Annotated in this window: 13 protein-coding genes and 1 tRNA gene; 7 read left to right on the top strand and 7 right to left on the bottom strand. The window is 63.7% G+C overall.

Annotated features, from left to right (window positions below):
- Positions 1 to 595 precede the first annotated feature (595 nt).
- A complete protein-coding gene (locus tag ACV1FX_RS00070; protein WP_473115493.1) occupies positions 596 to 1282 on the top strand; it encodes an alpha/beta fold hydrolase in 687 nt (228 codons plus the stop codon).
- A gap of 369 nt (positions 1283 to 1651) precedes the next feature.
- The gene (locus ACV1FX_RS00065) at positions 1652 to 2470 is read left to right on the top strand and encodes a hypothetical protein (protein ID WP_473115492.1); all 819 of its coding nucleotides are present in this window, start codon (positions 1652 to 1654) and stop codon (positions 2468 to 2470) included.
- Between the two features lie 237 nt (positions 2471 to 2707).
- On the opposite strand, the gene ACV1FX_RS00060 is transcribed toward ACV1FX_RS00065, so the two are convergent.
- On the bottom strand, positions 2708 to 2926 hold the full coding sequence (locus ACV1FX_RS00060) for a DUF3126 family protein (RefSeq protein WP_027536208.1): 219 nt from the start codon (positions 2924 to 2926) through the stop codon (positions 2708 to 2710).
- 148 nt (positions 2927 to 3074) lie between these two features.
- Positions 3075 to 3899, bottom strand: coding sequence for a serine O-acetyltransferase (gene cysE / locus ACV1FX_RS00055; RefSeq protein ID WP_473115491.1), 825 nt, complete (start codon positions 3897 to 3899; stop codon positions 3075 to 3077).
- A 272-nt stretch (positions 3900 to 4171) separates the two neighbouring features.
- On the opposite strand from cysE, the gene ACV1FX_RS00050 reads away from it, so the two are divergent.
- The gene (locus ACV1FX_RS00050) at positions 4172 to 5548 is read left to right on the top strand and encodes a hypothetical protein (protein WP_473115490.1); all 1377 of its coding nucleotides are present in this window, start codon (positions 4172 to 4174) and stop codon (positions 5546 to 5548) included.
- On the opposite strand, the gene ACV1FX_RS00045 is transcribed toward ACV1FX_RS00050, so the two are convergent.
- Both ACV1FX_RS00045 and ACV1FX_RS00040 read right to left on the bottom strand, forming a co-directional pair.
- Positions 5534 to 6289 carry an alpha/beta fold hydrolase gene (locus tag ACV1FX_RS00045; RefSeq protein WP_473115489.1) on the bottom strand — a complete coding sequence of 252 codons (756 nt, stop codon included), beginning with the start codon at positions 6287 to 6289 and terminating at the stop codon, positions 5534 to 5536. The two genes, ACV1FX_RS00050 and ACV1FX_RS00045, sit on opposite strands and share 15 nt — an antisense overlap.
- Before the next feature lie 36 nt (positions 6290 to 6325).
- On the bottom strand, positions 6326 to 7495 hold the full coding sequence (locus ACV1FX_RS00040; RefSeq protein ID WP_473115488.1) for a hypothetical protein: 1170 nt from the start codon (positions 7493 to 7495) through the stop codon (positions 6326 to 6328).
- A 303-nt stretch (positions 7496 to 7798) separates the two neighbouring features.
- On the opposite strand from ACV1FX_RS00040, the gene ACV1FX_RS00035 reads away from it, so the two are divergent.
- On the top strand, positions 7799 to 8044 hold the full coding sequence (locus ACV1FX_RS00035; protein WP_254105288.1) for a zinc-finger domain-containing protein: 246 nt from the start codon (positions 7799 to 7801) through the stop codon (positions 8042 to 8044).
- A gap of 20 nt (positions 8045 to 8064) precedes the next feature.
- Complete coding sequence (locus ACV1FX_RS00030) at positions 8065 to 9267, top strand: FAD-dependent monooxygenase (protein ID WP_473115487.1); 1203 nt, start codon at positions 8065 to 8067, stop codon at positions 9265 to 9267.
- A 15-nt stretch (positions 9268 to 9282) separates the two neighbouring features.
- Here ACV1FX_RS00030 and ACV1FX_RS00025 read toward each other — a convergent pair whose 3' ends face one another.
- The gene (locus ACV1FX_RS00025; RefSeq protein WP_473115486.1) at positions 9283 to 9729 is read right to left on the bottom strand and encodes a twin-arginine translocation pathway signal; all 447 of its coding nucleotides are present in this window, start codon (positions 9727 to 9729) and stop codon (positions 9283 to 9285) included.
- Positions 9730 to 9900: 171 nt separating this feature from the next.
- Here ACV1FX_RS00025 and ACV1FX_RS00020 point away from each other — a divergent pair.
- A tRNA-Leu gene (locus tag ACV1FX_RS00020) sits at positions 9901 to 9989 on the top strand.
- 213 nt (positions 9990 to 10202) lie between these two features.
- Complete coding sequence (locus tag ACV1FX_RS00015; protein WP_473115485.1) at positions 10203 to 11438, top strand: GGDEF domain-containing protein; 1236 nt, start codon at positions 10203 to 10205, stop codon at positions 11436 to 11438.
- A 96-nt stretch (positions 11439 to 11534) separates the two neighbouring features.
- On the opposite strand, the gene ACV1FX_RS00010 is transcribed toward ACV1FX_RS00015, so the two are convergent.
- Together ACV1FX_RS00010 and ACV1FX_RS00005 are read right to left on the bottom strand one after the other, a co-directional pair.
- On the bottom strand, positions 11535 to 13124 hold the full coding sequence (locus ACV1FX_RS00010) for a peroxidase family protein (protein ID WP_473115484.1): 1590 nt from the start codon (positions 13122 to 13124) through the stop codon (positions 11535 to 11537).
- Positions 13125 to 13439: 315 nt separating this feature from the next.
- A complete protein-coding gene (locus ACV1FX_RS00005; RefSeq protein ID WP_473115957.1) occupies positions 13440 to 13553 on the bottom strand; it encodes an integrase core domain-containing protein in 114 nt (37 codons plus the stop codon).

The following is a 13553-nucleotide window of genomic DNA, read 5'->3' as shown; positions in this document are numbered from 1 at the left end:
AATGGCAAGCGACAGCACCGCAGGGTCGGCGCAGCCTGCGCGGCCGCTATTTCCGCCAATGCGGTTTATGTCCCGGTGGGTCCGTTCCCGTTATTGCCCGATACCAAGCGGCATCCGATTGCGCTTGCGCTCTGGCAGCGGCGAGTTCCGATTGTCCCTGGTAGAACCGACTTAGGGCGATGTAGCAATCGGTGCGCGCAGGTCCGCGAGGTATCGTGCCGCAGTCCCGCTGCGCGCTCGCGATGGCAGGACAACTCACCAGCCCAATCGCGACGACACTTGCGATCACATGCCTCATGCCGCCTCCGCACTGTATCCGTCGAGGTCAAAATCCAGTCCTCGCCGCCGGAGGAGCATACCGGATATCTCAGCGGTGACCTCCTTTGATTTCGAACATCAACCTGCCAGCCCGGAGAAAGAGACAAGGTCGCTGCCACTCCCTCAGGGTGGACCGGACATGGCTCGGCCCTTTCCTCCGTGCAGCCTGTGACCGACGGCGACAACCAGCCCGCCCTACATCAGGGTAAGATCAATCCTGATCAAGCGGGGCAAGCTCGTTGAGCGACTATTCCGGCAACAACGGAGGAGAACTCATATGGGAACATTCATCCTTGTCCCCGGGGCAGGCGGTATGGCTTGGTATTGGCACCGCGTGACTCCGCTCATTCGCGCGGCCGGACACGACGCCGTCGCGATCGATCTTCCCGGCGACGATGGGAATTCCGGTCTCGCAGCGTATGCGGACATCGTCATCCGCGCGATCGCGAAACGAAGCGATGCGATACTTGTCGCCCAGTCGCTGGCGGGCTTCACGGCGCCCCTCGTTTGCGCGCGAGCACCCGTGCGGATGGCCGTGTTGGTCAACGCGATGATCCCCGAGCCCGGGGAGACCGCCGGTGCATGGTGGGGCGCCACGGGAGCGGTCGAAGCGAGGGAGAAGGCTGCGACACGCCGCGGCTATGCGACGGAATTCGATGTGGCAACCTATTTTCTGCATGATGTGCCGCAGGAGGTGCTGCGCGCCGGCCCGGAACAACCACGCGAGGAAGCCGGCACCGTTTTCGGCGAGCCCTGTCGCTTCGAGCGGTGGCCCGACATCCCCATTCATGTTCTCGCGGCAAGAGACGACCGTTTTTTCCCGGTCGAGTTTCAACGGCGCATCGCGCGCGAAAGGCTCGGCAAGGAGGTCGAGGACATTCCCGGTGGCCATCTCGTCGCCTTGTCGAACCCGGAAGGACTGACCGAACGTCTTCTTGCCTATGAGAGAGGCCTGACACGCTAGCCCGTAACACCGGGGAGCGCAGCTCCACCCATTCTACATGTCACGTTGGAGTCGTCTCCCGTGCGTTTACGGAGTCGCGGGCGCAAGACCTAAAGCGGAGAGTTAAGATCCCCCGGAGATGGCTTTTCGTTCTCCCGACGGGTCAGTGTTCCTTCCGTAGTTCTCCGGCCGTGAACATAGTTCCGCCTTCTCGGCTGCGTTAAACCGGGCTGTAAAAAAATCCGAGTGACATGCAGTTGCATGTTCATTCCCGGGAAGCGTCGCAGGCTCAAGAACCATCTGCGTTCCGTTGAATGTTAGTTTCGCCGTAGGCGCAGATGCGTGGACCGTTCTCAGGCGGGTGCCAATGCATTTGATACGGAGCAGCCAATGAATTCCACGCTGGATGACAAGCTCGCGGAAGGACAGATCGCGAGCTTGGAGGAACAGCTTTCGAACCTGGCACGCGAAGGGGGAGTCAGTCGTTGCGACCCGCCGACCGGCATCTCGCCGACCGCGGTGAAGACGTCTCAGGCTCCCCTGGCAGCGCTTCATCGGTTGGCAGATTGGCGTCATGTGGCCTTGGTCGGTTCTGCATTGGTGGCTTCCCTCGGTATCGCCGCCTCGTGGCGGTCGTCCCCCGTTGAGACTGCGATAGTGGCCCCCGCAGAAACAGCACGTCCGGCACAGGCTACGTCAGACGTCGCCGCGCCGAAGGACGTCGCGCCGACTACCGTTGCCCTGCATTCCGAGGTGGCGCAGCAGCTCCAGCCGATCGCGCGTGACATGGCTGCCTTGAGCCAAACGGTCGAACAGCTCAAGGCGAGGCAAGACCAATTGGTCAGCGACAATGAAAATCTCGCGAGCCAACTCAAGGCGAGCCGGGATGAAAGCGCGCGCAATAACGATATCATCGACCAGCTCAAGGCGGGGCAGGCCGCGATGGCACACGAAAGCCAGATGCTGACCCAGCGGCTCAATGCGAGCCAGGAACAACTCGCCCAGGTCGTCGCCAACGCTTCAGAGCCGAAGGCGATGCCCGAAACGCCATCAAAGGCGAGTCCCCAAGAGCCAAAGGTGATGTCCGCAATTCCACTGCCCCGCCCGCGGCAACCGGCCAATGTCGCCCAGGCGCAAAAGCCGGCATCAACCGCGTCGCAAGCCAGGAAACCGCAACCATCGTTGGCATGGCCATGGTCCGCGCACTAATCCGGACAGCAGCCGCTTGGCAAAATCGCAACGCTGACGATACGAAAATGGCCGACGAGACCGCGATATACGCAATAGAAATATAAATGTGTGGCCCCGAACGGGGCCACAACGACGCACCAAAGCTCGCTTAGATTATTGTTTGAGCATGCCCCTTCGCAAACGCGTTCCGCGTTCGTCGCAAGGGAAAATCGCTTCACACTTTTCGCTGACGCGGGCCTTCAGGTCCGTATCAGCTCATTCCTGGTCGATGAGATCGTCCTCGAGGATCGCCATCTGGAACTGGAACGAGCGATCATCGTCCTCGTCATCGACGAACAGCACGCCGATGAACTCCTCGCCGATATAGACCTCGGCGGAATCATCCTTCTTCGGCCGCGGCACAACACGAATCTTGGGATTGCCGAACACGCGCTTCAGATACGCGTCGAGCTTCCTCACTTCTTTGACGTCCACGGCAAGTCTCCAATCGAAATCTAACGTGGCGGGGTTTTAGGACGAGACGCGACGAACCGCCAGCATGAATTCCCAAAGAATTCTGGGGACGATCGGGGCCGGAAGGCACCGCCCCGATTCAAGGTCGAACCGGGATCAAAGCCCCATATCAAAGCCCCATGGCGTTGATCATCTGATCCATGGTGCGCGACGGCTCAGCGCAACCGGCCTCGCCGACGATCTTGGCGGGAACGCCGGCAACGGTGACGTTGTGCGGCACGGGCTTGACCACGACCGAGCCCGCCGCAATGCGCGCGCAATGGCCGACCTCGATATTGCCGAGGATCTTTGCGCCGGCACCGATCATGACACCGTGACGGATTTTCGGATGACGGTCCTCGTTCTCCTTGCCGGTGCCGCCGAGCGTGACGCCATGCAGGATCGAGACGTCATCCTCGATGACCGCGGTCTCGCCGCAGACGAAGCCGGTGGCATGGTCGAGAAAGATGCCGCGGCCGATGCGCGCAGCGGGATTGATGTCGGTCTGAAAGACAGCGGAGGCGCGGCTCTGCAGATAATACGCAAAATCCTTGCGGCCCTTCAAATAGAGCCAGTGCGCGAGACGATGGGTCTGAATCGCGTGGAAACCCTTGAAGTAGAGCAAGGGATCGATGAAGCGGGAGGTCGCGGGATCGCGGTCGTACACCGCGACGAGATCGGCGCGGAAGGCGTTGCCAAGATCGGGCTCGTCGCGCAGCGCCTCGACATAGGTCTGACGCACGAGATCGCCCGACAGCGACGTATGGTCGAGCCGATCGGCCAGCCGGTGCACGACCGAATCTTCCAGGCGGCTGTGATGCAGCACGGTCGAATAGATGAAGGTCGCAAGCTCAGGCTCGCGGTGGACGATGTCTTCAGCCTCGGTCCGGACCCGATCCCAGATCGGATCGAGCGCGGCGAGCTTTCCTGCCGGATTGACCTGATGCATTGCCATGGCGTGCTCTCGAAATTCGCTCGTTTGGTTTGGCCTATAGCACAGTCTAGCGTGCCCTGTCCCTGTCGGCTTGCCTGAGAGTGAACACCGGGTTGCCGCCGAAAGCCCGTCAACGCGTTGAATCAAAAGACTTTCTTGCAGCACCCCTGATACGGCAAGGTCCGTTGAAGGTGGTCAGCGTTTTGCCAAAATCAAGCTCGGCAGCGTCAAACTATTGGTGAATTTCACCCCAACCGTTATTGCGGGCATGGTCGACAGCCGACGGAGACGACTTGAGCATCACCACTGACACCTTGCGCGCCCGCGCCGGCGGATCCGCCTGGCTGAAACTGGCCGGCGTCGCGCTGCCTCTTCTATTGATCGCGCCGGCGTTCTGGAACGGCTATCCCCTGCTTCAATGGGATACCGGCGGCTATCTGGCGCGCTGGTACGAGGGCTATCTGGTCCCGAGCCGCTCCACGGTGTTCGGGCTCTATCTGCATATGGGCGAGAGCTCGAGCTTCTGGCTCAACCTCGCCCTCCAGTCGCTGGCAACGCTGTGGCTGCTGCAACTGACGCTCCGCGTGCTCGGCCTGATGCAGACCTTCCGCTTCGTCGCGATCAGCCTGCTCCTGATCCTGTCGACCGCCCTGCCCTGGCTTGCCAGCATGCTGCTCACCGACATTTTCGCGGGGCTCTCGGTGCTGTCCCTGTTCGTCCTGGTGACCGGGGGCGACCGGATCTCCGGCATCGAAAAAATCTCCCTGTTCGCCTTCACCGCCTTTGCCGCAGCGACCCACAGCGCGACGCTCGGCGTCCTGCTTGGGCTTTGCGCCGCCGGATGGCTGCTGCGGCCGCTGCTCGGCAAGCGCCTCCCCCTCGCAGGGCTTGCGCAAGGCAGCCTCACCATTATCGCCGGCGGGGCGATGCTGGTCATGGCGAACCATGCGCTGTCGGGCCAATGGGCCTGGACGCCCGGCGGCTATGGCGTCGCTTTCGGGCGCATGATGCAGGACGGGATCGTGGCGAGCTATCTTCGCGACCACTGCCCGCGCGAGAGTTTCAAGCTCTGCCCCTACCGCAACGAATTGCCGGCAACCGCGGACGAGTTTCTGTGGGGCAACAGCATGTTCAACACGCTCGGCCGCTTCGAGGGGATGAACGACGAGATGAGCTATATCGTCGTTCATTCGCTCGCCGACTATCCGGCCTGGCAGGCGGGCGCAGCACTGCGCGCCATGGGCCAGCAATTGCTGCATGTCGCGACCGGCGAAGGCACCAATGGCTGGATCCCCCACACCTACGGCATCATCGAGCGCTACATCCCCTCGCAAATCGCGCCAATGCGCGCCGCGCGGCAACAGCACTGGGACATCAATTTCGATCACGTCAACTGGCTGCACGTCCCTGTCGCGCTCGCCTCGATGCTGGCGCTCGTGGCCCTGCTCGGCCAAGCACTGGCGCGCCGGCGGCTCGACGACCTGACGCTGCTCGGGGCGACCGTGACGCTGGCGCTGCTCGGCAACGCTTTCATCTGTGCCGTCATCTCCGGCCCGCACGACCGCTACGGCGCGCGGATGGTCTGGCTTGCGACCTTCGTCGTGCTGACCTCGCTGGCGCGCGCCTTCGGCAGGGACGAGCCGGCAGACGACGCCTCAGCCGCGGCGTGAGAGGAAGTCGATCACGCCGGTCTTGTAGACCTTGTCACCGACCGCGCGCATGTGATCGCGGTTGGGGATATCGAGCACTTCCGAACCGGGAATGATTTTTCCCAACGCTGAGGCTGAGCCCGCGACATCGTCGGTGGTGCCGACGGCGATCAGAACCGGCACGTCGATGCGTGCGGCTTCCTCCCTCTTCATCAGATCGCGGGTGCCGCGCAGGCAGGCGGCGAGCGCCTTGCGGTCGGAGCGCGTCTGATCCGCAAACGCACGGAAGGTGCGTCCGACCGGATCGGTGACGTCGTCGAGCGAGGGCGCTTCCAGCGCCTCGGCCACGTTCTCGCCGGGCCCGGTGCCCTCGATCAGGCCGCCGACGCCAATGCCGCCTAGGATCGCCGAGCGCAGGCGCTGCGGCTCGTTGAGCCCGATCCAGGCGGTCATCCGCCCGCCCATCGAATAGCCCATCATGTCGGCCTGCGGAATGCCGAGATGGTCCATCAGCGCGAGTACGTCACCGGCCATGGTCGGAATGGAATATTGCGCGGGATCGTAGAGCTTTGCGCTCTCGCCATGGCCACGATTGTCCAGCGCCAGCACGCGGCGGCCGTTCTTGCGCAATTCCGAGACCCAGGTCGGATAGACCCAGTTCACGTTCTTGCTGGAGGCAAAGCCGTGCACCAGGATGATCGGGTCGCCCTCGCCTTCGTCGAGATAAGCAATTTCGACTGCGCCGTTGTGAAAGCTCGGCATCAACTTAAGTCCGCGTCTGTTGGGGAGAGGATGATCTTAGGCCGCGACTTCGCCGCCCGCCAGCGCAAGTTGCGCCCGGCGCAGGTTCCGCGCCCGCCTGCGGTCGCACCAGGACTGGGTCAGCCGCTCGGTGGTGGCCTTGATCGAGGACAGGACGCCGAACAGCGTGACCAGCGCGCCGAACAGCCATAGTGCGAGATCGAATGCGCCCGTCGCGAGCAGCAACGCGCCGCGGCCGAGCAGCTTCAGGATCGCGCGAGTCTTGCCGCCCTGGGCCTCGGCGAGCCGCGCAGCACGCGCAACGTCCTTCGGTCCTTCGGCAACCCGCAGCGTATCCAGCGCGCCGCGTGTGCCCGCCTTTTCGGTGACGCGGGCAACGTCCTTGCCGAGCCGGACCAGCGCGCCGGCCTTTTCGACGCGGAACGCGGCCTTGATCGCGCTTGCGGTCTCGCCCGGCCGCAGCACCGAACCGGAGGCGACCGCATTCTGTAGTGCCGGCGTGTCCACCACCTCGCGCGCCGAGCGCCCGGCCCAAGCCGCGAGCCCCTCGCCAAGCCGCCCGACCTTGCGGGCGTCCTTCACCAGCGACAGGCCGGCGCGCACCGGCGCCGCACCGCCGACCGAGACATAGGTCGCCGCCGTCACCGCAAGACCGGCCGCGGCAAGCCCGAGCACGAGCCGGTCGGTCTCCTCCCCCATGGCCAGATGCTTGCCCTCGCGCACGACGTCCCTGACGTCGCCGATCACGAAGAGATCGCCCGCCACGGTGCCAGAGAGGCTCGCGACGTCATCGGCGCTGCCGGTGACGAGACCGGTGGCAAAACGCCTGGCGAAATGTGCGGTGGAGTTCTCCTCCCTCACGGCGTCGCTGACCCGGCTCAAGAGGTCGTCAGGCAGCGCGATGCTGCGATCGCGCGCGAGCTCGACGAAGCTGCTCGCAAGATCGGCATCGTGGGCTGCGAGCGCCGCTTCGATATTGTCCTGAACGAGTGCGGCATTCTTGACCGGTGCGTTCTCGCCCGGTGTGTTCTTGCCCAGTGTGTTCTTGCCTAGCAGGGAATCGAGCTTCAGCTCCGACAGCGCGGCCGGATCGTCTTTCGCCGCCAGCACGGCCCCCGCCTCGCGCGCACGCGGCACGACCTGCACGAGTACAACGCTGCATGCCACGAGAGCGGTCAACGCGGTGCTGATTCGCAGCCACTTCATATTCAAGCCTGGACGTTCGCTTGGAAATTCGTTTGGGAATTCGCCTGCCGCAGGGGTTTTCGTTCGTCCACAGACATAGTATGCCAAATTTGCGACACAACGGCCCCGACGAAAGAAGGGCTTCTCTGAGGCGACAAGATTGTGTCGAATTTGCATGAGCAAATGAGCATGGGGCAGTTGCGAACCTTTTGGTTCCACTGGACTAGCAATCATCTGCACCCCTCAGTATGGTCCGCGGCGTTCGATGATGCCGCGTCAGTTTTGATTGCGTCTGCCGCCGTTGCCACTCCAGGATGAGTTCCGATGTCCGACCATGTCGTCCCGCACTTCCACAACGATGCCGGTGTCCCCGTCATCGAAATCGGCTCGCAGGAGTTCATGTGCGTCGGCGCCAACCCTCCGTTCGACCACCCGCACGTCTTCCTTGATCTCGGCAACGACAACGAGATCATTTGCCCCTATTGCTCCACGCTGTACCGCTTCGCGACCGACCTGAAGGCCGGCGAGGCGCGCCCGCCCGAATGCGTGCTGAAGGACAGGGTGGCCTGACCGGCGGCATCCTTTAAGGGGTGGCCGTCTCCCGAACGATCATCATCGCCGGTGCCGGAATCGGAGGATTGACGGCCGCGCTCGCGGTTGCCGCCAAGGGCTTTCGCGTCGTCGTGCTGGAAAAGGCCGAGCGGCTCGAGGAAGTCGGCGCCGGCCTGCAATTGTCACCCAATGCGAGCCGCATCCTGGTCGATCTCGGGCTGAAGGACCGGCTGGGCTCGCGCGCGGTGACGCCGGAGGCGGTCAGCATCATGAGCACGCGCGCCGGCGGCGAGCTGATGCGCCTGCCGCTTGGTGCGGCGGCCGCCGAGCGCGCCGGTGCTCCCTACTGGGTGGTGCACCGGGCCGATCTGCAGGCCGCGCTTGCCGCAGCGGTTTCCGACCATCCTGATATCGATTTGCGGCTGGGTGGGACCTTCGAGGACGTCGCCGCGCATACCAAGGGCCTCTCCGTCGTCTATCGCAGCGGCACGTTGCGCCGGAGCGAGGTGGCGAGCGCGCTGATCGGCGCCGACGGCGTCTGGTCTACAGTACGCCAGCATCTGTTTCCGGATGTCGCGCCGCGCTTCTCCGGCCTGATCGCGTGGCGCGGCACGTTCGAGGCCACCCAACTGCCGAAGGAGCATGCCTCGCGCCGCGTGCAGCTCTGGATGGGGCCGAATGCCCACCTCGTCGCCTACCCGATTGCAGGCGGACGCCAGATCAACGTGGTGGCGGTCGTGCCCGGCACCTGGAACAGGCCAGGCTGGAGCACGCCCGGCGACATGTTCGAGCTGAAGGATGCCTTCCCGGCGCCGCACTGGCCGGGCCCTGCGCGAATGATGCTCACGGCGGTCGACAGCTGGCGCAAATGGGCGCTGTTCACGCTGCCCGACGGCGTTGGCTGGAACAAGGGCGCAATCGCACTCGTCGGCGATGCCGTGCATGCGATGCTGCCCTTCGCCGCGCAGGGCGCAGGCATGGCGATCGAGGATGCCGCCGTGCTCGCCGATCATCTCGGCGACAACGCCACCGAGAGTGCAGCCAGCATCGCGGCGGCGCTGGCGCGCTATGGCCGGGCGCGCGAGGCCCGCATCAGGCGCGTGCAGCGGACCGCGCGGCAGCAGGGCCGCATTTATCACCTCGGCGGCCCCTTCGCACTGGCGCGTGATCTTGCGATCCGCGCGCTCGGGCCGGAGCGCATGCTGGCACGTCAGGACTGGATCTATCGCTGGCGCGCGTGAGGTGCGGTGCCGGCTTCAGTGAATGGCGCTGCCGGACTTCGAGCCCGGTGCCGGCTTCGCTGCGGACTTGGCGGCAGTCGGGGACGCTGGCGGCGCTGGCGGGACCGCCGGCTCCATGTCGCTGTCGCGGCATTTGTTACGCCGCCAAGCCTCTTCCAGGAGCTTCTGCTGTCCGCGCACGGCAATATAGTCGTTGCGGTAGGCGAGCTCCGAGACGACCGCACCGCCGGTGCCCGTCTCCGCCTTCGCCATCAGCTTTTCGAGGTCCTCGATGCGCTTGATCAGGCTTTTGCGTTCAGGGCCGAGCTGCTTGCAGTCCCAGAGCTCGTATCTACCGGGATCGACGAAGGCCGGACTGATGGTGTCGCTCACGCTGGCACAGCCCGCGAGCCCAGCGCCCAGCGACAGCAGCGCGGCCAGCGCAAGCGCGCGACGGCAGCGATTGAGAATCGAAACAGACATGCCGGATTGGTAGTCCCCGTAGATTGACATTGCCTAAAGCAGGCCGAGATGTCCGGATTGAGGCTTTGCCTTGTGCGGCCGGGTCGCTTAAGGAAGGGCACCCTTCGCCCCGCCCCGGCCCCAAGCCAGGCGGCCGGCAAGGGCTTTAAGTGTTTGATCCCGTTGGATCAAGCGGGCATGGCGGAATTGGTAGACGCAAGGGACTTAAAATCCCTCGGTGCGCAAGCGCTGTGCCGGTTCGACCCCGGCTGCCCGCACCACCCTGATCCCCGCTCCCCGTGCCCGACCACCGAAGCCGTAAGCGCCATCGTCTCGCGTCGCGGCATGGTCGCCGACCCCGGCGTGAAGCAAGGCTTTACCGTAAACTTGCCGCCCCCTCAGAATTGGATATCCGGCGCCGCAGCACTGACCCAATCTTAACTTGTCCCGGACGACCATCTTTCGGCGTTTTCAGCGATTTTTGGCCCAAAGCGATGGATCGAACCGAATTCGAGAGCGAGCTTGCACGCGCGTCCTGCTGGTCCTTCCGGGCTGCGCTGGAGGCCGCCTATCTGGCGCGGCGCGGGCGCTCGATGGCTCGTCACATGGCGCGCTCCGCCGCGGTCGGTGGAGTCCTGACGCTGGCGGCGATTGCTCTCGATCGCGCGACCGATATCGACGTCTTTGCCGCCGCATGGATGTGGCGCTGCGTCGTCGCGCTCTGCTGCGCCGGCGTGGCCATCTATGGTTTTCGGTCCCACAGCACACTGCTGATGGGGCTGGCCTATGGCTCCGCCATGATCGCCATCATGGCCGTCATCGAACTCGCGGGCGTCGCCGCGCCGAAGGCGATCCAGGAAAACTACATGCTCGCGGCGATCATGCTGTTCGCCATTTGCGTTGCCTCCGTGCCGATGCCGTTTCCGGCAGGACTCGTCATCTGCGCGACTGCCGCCATCCTGCATCCGACATTGCCGCTCGCCTTCGGAGCCGACGCCAGCCATCTGGCCGGCGACACGATCGTCGGCCTGGCCGCGTGCCTGACGGCACTGCTGGTCATCCGCAAGAACGAGGTCGAGCGGCGACGCAGATTCCTCGAGACGCTTCGCTATGAGCATGCGGCCACGGAATTGAGCGTGGTGAACCGGGAGCTGCTGCGGATATCCAACACCGACGCGCTGACCGGACTTCCGAACCGCCGCTTTTTCGAGGCCGAGGCCACCCGGCTGTGCGCGGAACGAGGTCACGACTGCATCGGCGCCATCCTCATGGATGTCGATCACTTCAAGGCGTACAACGATACGGCCGGACATATCGCGGGCGATGTGTGCCTTCGCACGGTGGCTCAGGCGCTTGCAAACAGGGCCAGCGAAGCAGGCATCAGCGTCGCCAGATATGGCGGCGAGGAATTCGCGGCCATCGTCCCGTCGGCAACTGCTCTGGAATTGCAGCAGCTTTGCGAAGAACTTCGCATCGCGGTCAGCAACGTCAATCTGCCTCATCCTGGCCTGCAAGGTCGAAACGTGAGCATCAGCGCAGGACTGGCGTGGCGCGACACCTTCACGGACGATCCGAAATCGCTGCTGGAGGAGGCCGACCGTGCGCTGTACGAAGCAAAGGCCGCCGGCCGCAATCGCATCGCCTGGTTCGATGCGGCGGCTCACGCCCTTTCGCCCGGCATCGTTCCCGACCTGATCATCCCGGATCCCGTTTCGGCTGCCCGCGGCTGATCCCCCGGCGGGTCTGCTCCCGGCGACCCGCAACGGTGACGAGACCAGATTCCAAAGACCCGGCGCCGTGCGCCGGGTCTTTGTTTCTCGTACTGATCACACCTCTCCGATGTACCGCAGCACATCCCACAGCGTGATGGTGGACGCGTTGGGCTTGATGACGGAGGTCCACCCGCTGGTATTGGCGACGGAGCTCTGGTCGTCATCGAGGATGCCGAAGAAGACCTCGAGCACGATGCGGCCGCCGACCGGACCGAGCTGGGTGCCGGCGTTGGAATCCTTGTCGGCGACCTTGACGCCGTCCTCGATCTTCATGTCGAACGTGCCGTCGTCCTTGGCGAGGCAGGCCTGGCCTTCGGCGAGCACGTAGAGCCAGAGCGGCGTGCTGTCTTCGAGCTTGCTGGCATCCGCGCCGGGCATTTCCGGCATGTCCTTGAACGACAACAGACGCTCGCCGAACACGAGCGGCGGCTGCGTGGTCACGCCGAGCACCTTTGCGACATCCTGCCCCGAGGGCAGCGAGAAATTATAGCCGCGTTTGAGATTGCGCGCCGCGAGCGAGCGGAACAGCATGTCCTGCCCGCCGATCCGCGGCGGCAGCACCAGGAGCGGATTCACCAGGCTGGTGTCGATCTTGTAGCTGTATTGCAGGCGGCTCTTGTCGAGCCCGACGTCCACGCCGCCGACCTGCGAGGGATTGTCTCCCTTCACACCCGGCGCAAGCTGGTCGGTGACGAATAGCGACCAGTCGATACGATGACTCTCCGGCAGGTCGCCGAAGCCGACCAGGCTTTCGGCGGCGTTGTCGGCTCCGTCGAAGATGCGGCGCTGGAAATTCTCGTTGAGCCGATAGGCGTTGCGAATCGCCGAATGCCCGTAGCGATAGGCAGCTCCGGTGAATTCGAGGGGCAGCTCCGTGCGATCACCCTTCTTGTAGAGCTTGTAGGCCGCATCGCCGTTGCTCGCCCGGTCCTGGACGAAGCTGTCATAGACAGGCTTCTGCACGATGCGCTTGAGGAAGTCGGTGACGATGATCGTCTGATAGGTGAAGCGAACCTCCTGCTGCGCCGCCTGGAACAGCTTTGCTCCGGTCATGCCCTGCGATTTGAAGAACGCGATCATCGCATTGTGGAAATGGATGAAGGCGAGCTGAAGCTGGCAGACGATGGAGTTCTCGTCGTTGCGGGGATCGCCGATGATGGCACGGTGGCTGCCGGCATCGTCGGGCTTGAAGAAGATCGTCGAACGCGGCAGGTCGTAGGGCCGCTCCATGTTGGTCGCGAGCCGTCCGTCCTCGTCATACATGAAGGGCGATGCGGACGGCCCGAGGCCGTAGAGGCAATCCATGTCGAGCCGCGGCGTGCGCACGTCGTTGGGGAAGCTCGACAAGCCTGGCGGAAGCGTCGCGAGCGTCGAGCGCGTATCGAATGTCAGGTCATGGTCGATGAACTGGCCGAGATAAGTGTAGGCCGCAGGCACGAAGGGATTTTCCTCATCGTCCGGCGTGTCGGAGGGATCGTCGAGGCCCTGGTCGATTGCCTTGGCGATGATGCTCACGATCGTGTCGGGATCGGAGAGCTGCAACGCTTGATAAGTCTCACGCTTCAACAGGCGCATGAAGCTCGCGGCATCGGAACCCTGCCCGCCATGTCCGCCCTGCAACTGGTCGCTTTTCATGTCCGACATTTCAACGCTCCTTCAAATGGCTGATTTGAATCAATTCGCGTTATCGTCGCGCCACGCCCCCCATAAATCCATTGCGTAGCGGCTGGCGGCTTATCACCTCCAGTTGCAAATTGGTCTTTTGGCCATCCGCTCGGTTCAACGAGTCGCGCATGACGCGTCGATTTGATTCAATACGTGATCGCGCGCGCGACATTTGCCGTCGCTGCTGACGACGGATTGAGCAAGTGGAACTGCGACAAGGTTGTGATTTGCAATCTCACAACCGGCCTTCATCGCTCGCATCAGATGCGCCGATGACGCAACTGTGCAAGTTCACTAATTCGCTGATCGAATGGTCTGGGTCTGGACCTCGGCAAATTCCTTTGGTGTCTTGCCGCCGAGGGCCTGATGAGGCCTGAAGTTATTGTAGTAGACCACATACTCGAACAG

This window comes from Bradyrhizobium ingae, assembly GCF_055791185.1.
Note: the sequence above shows the minus strand (reverse complement) of the source record. Positions and strands in the feature narration are given on the sequence as shown.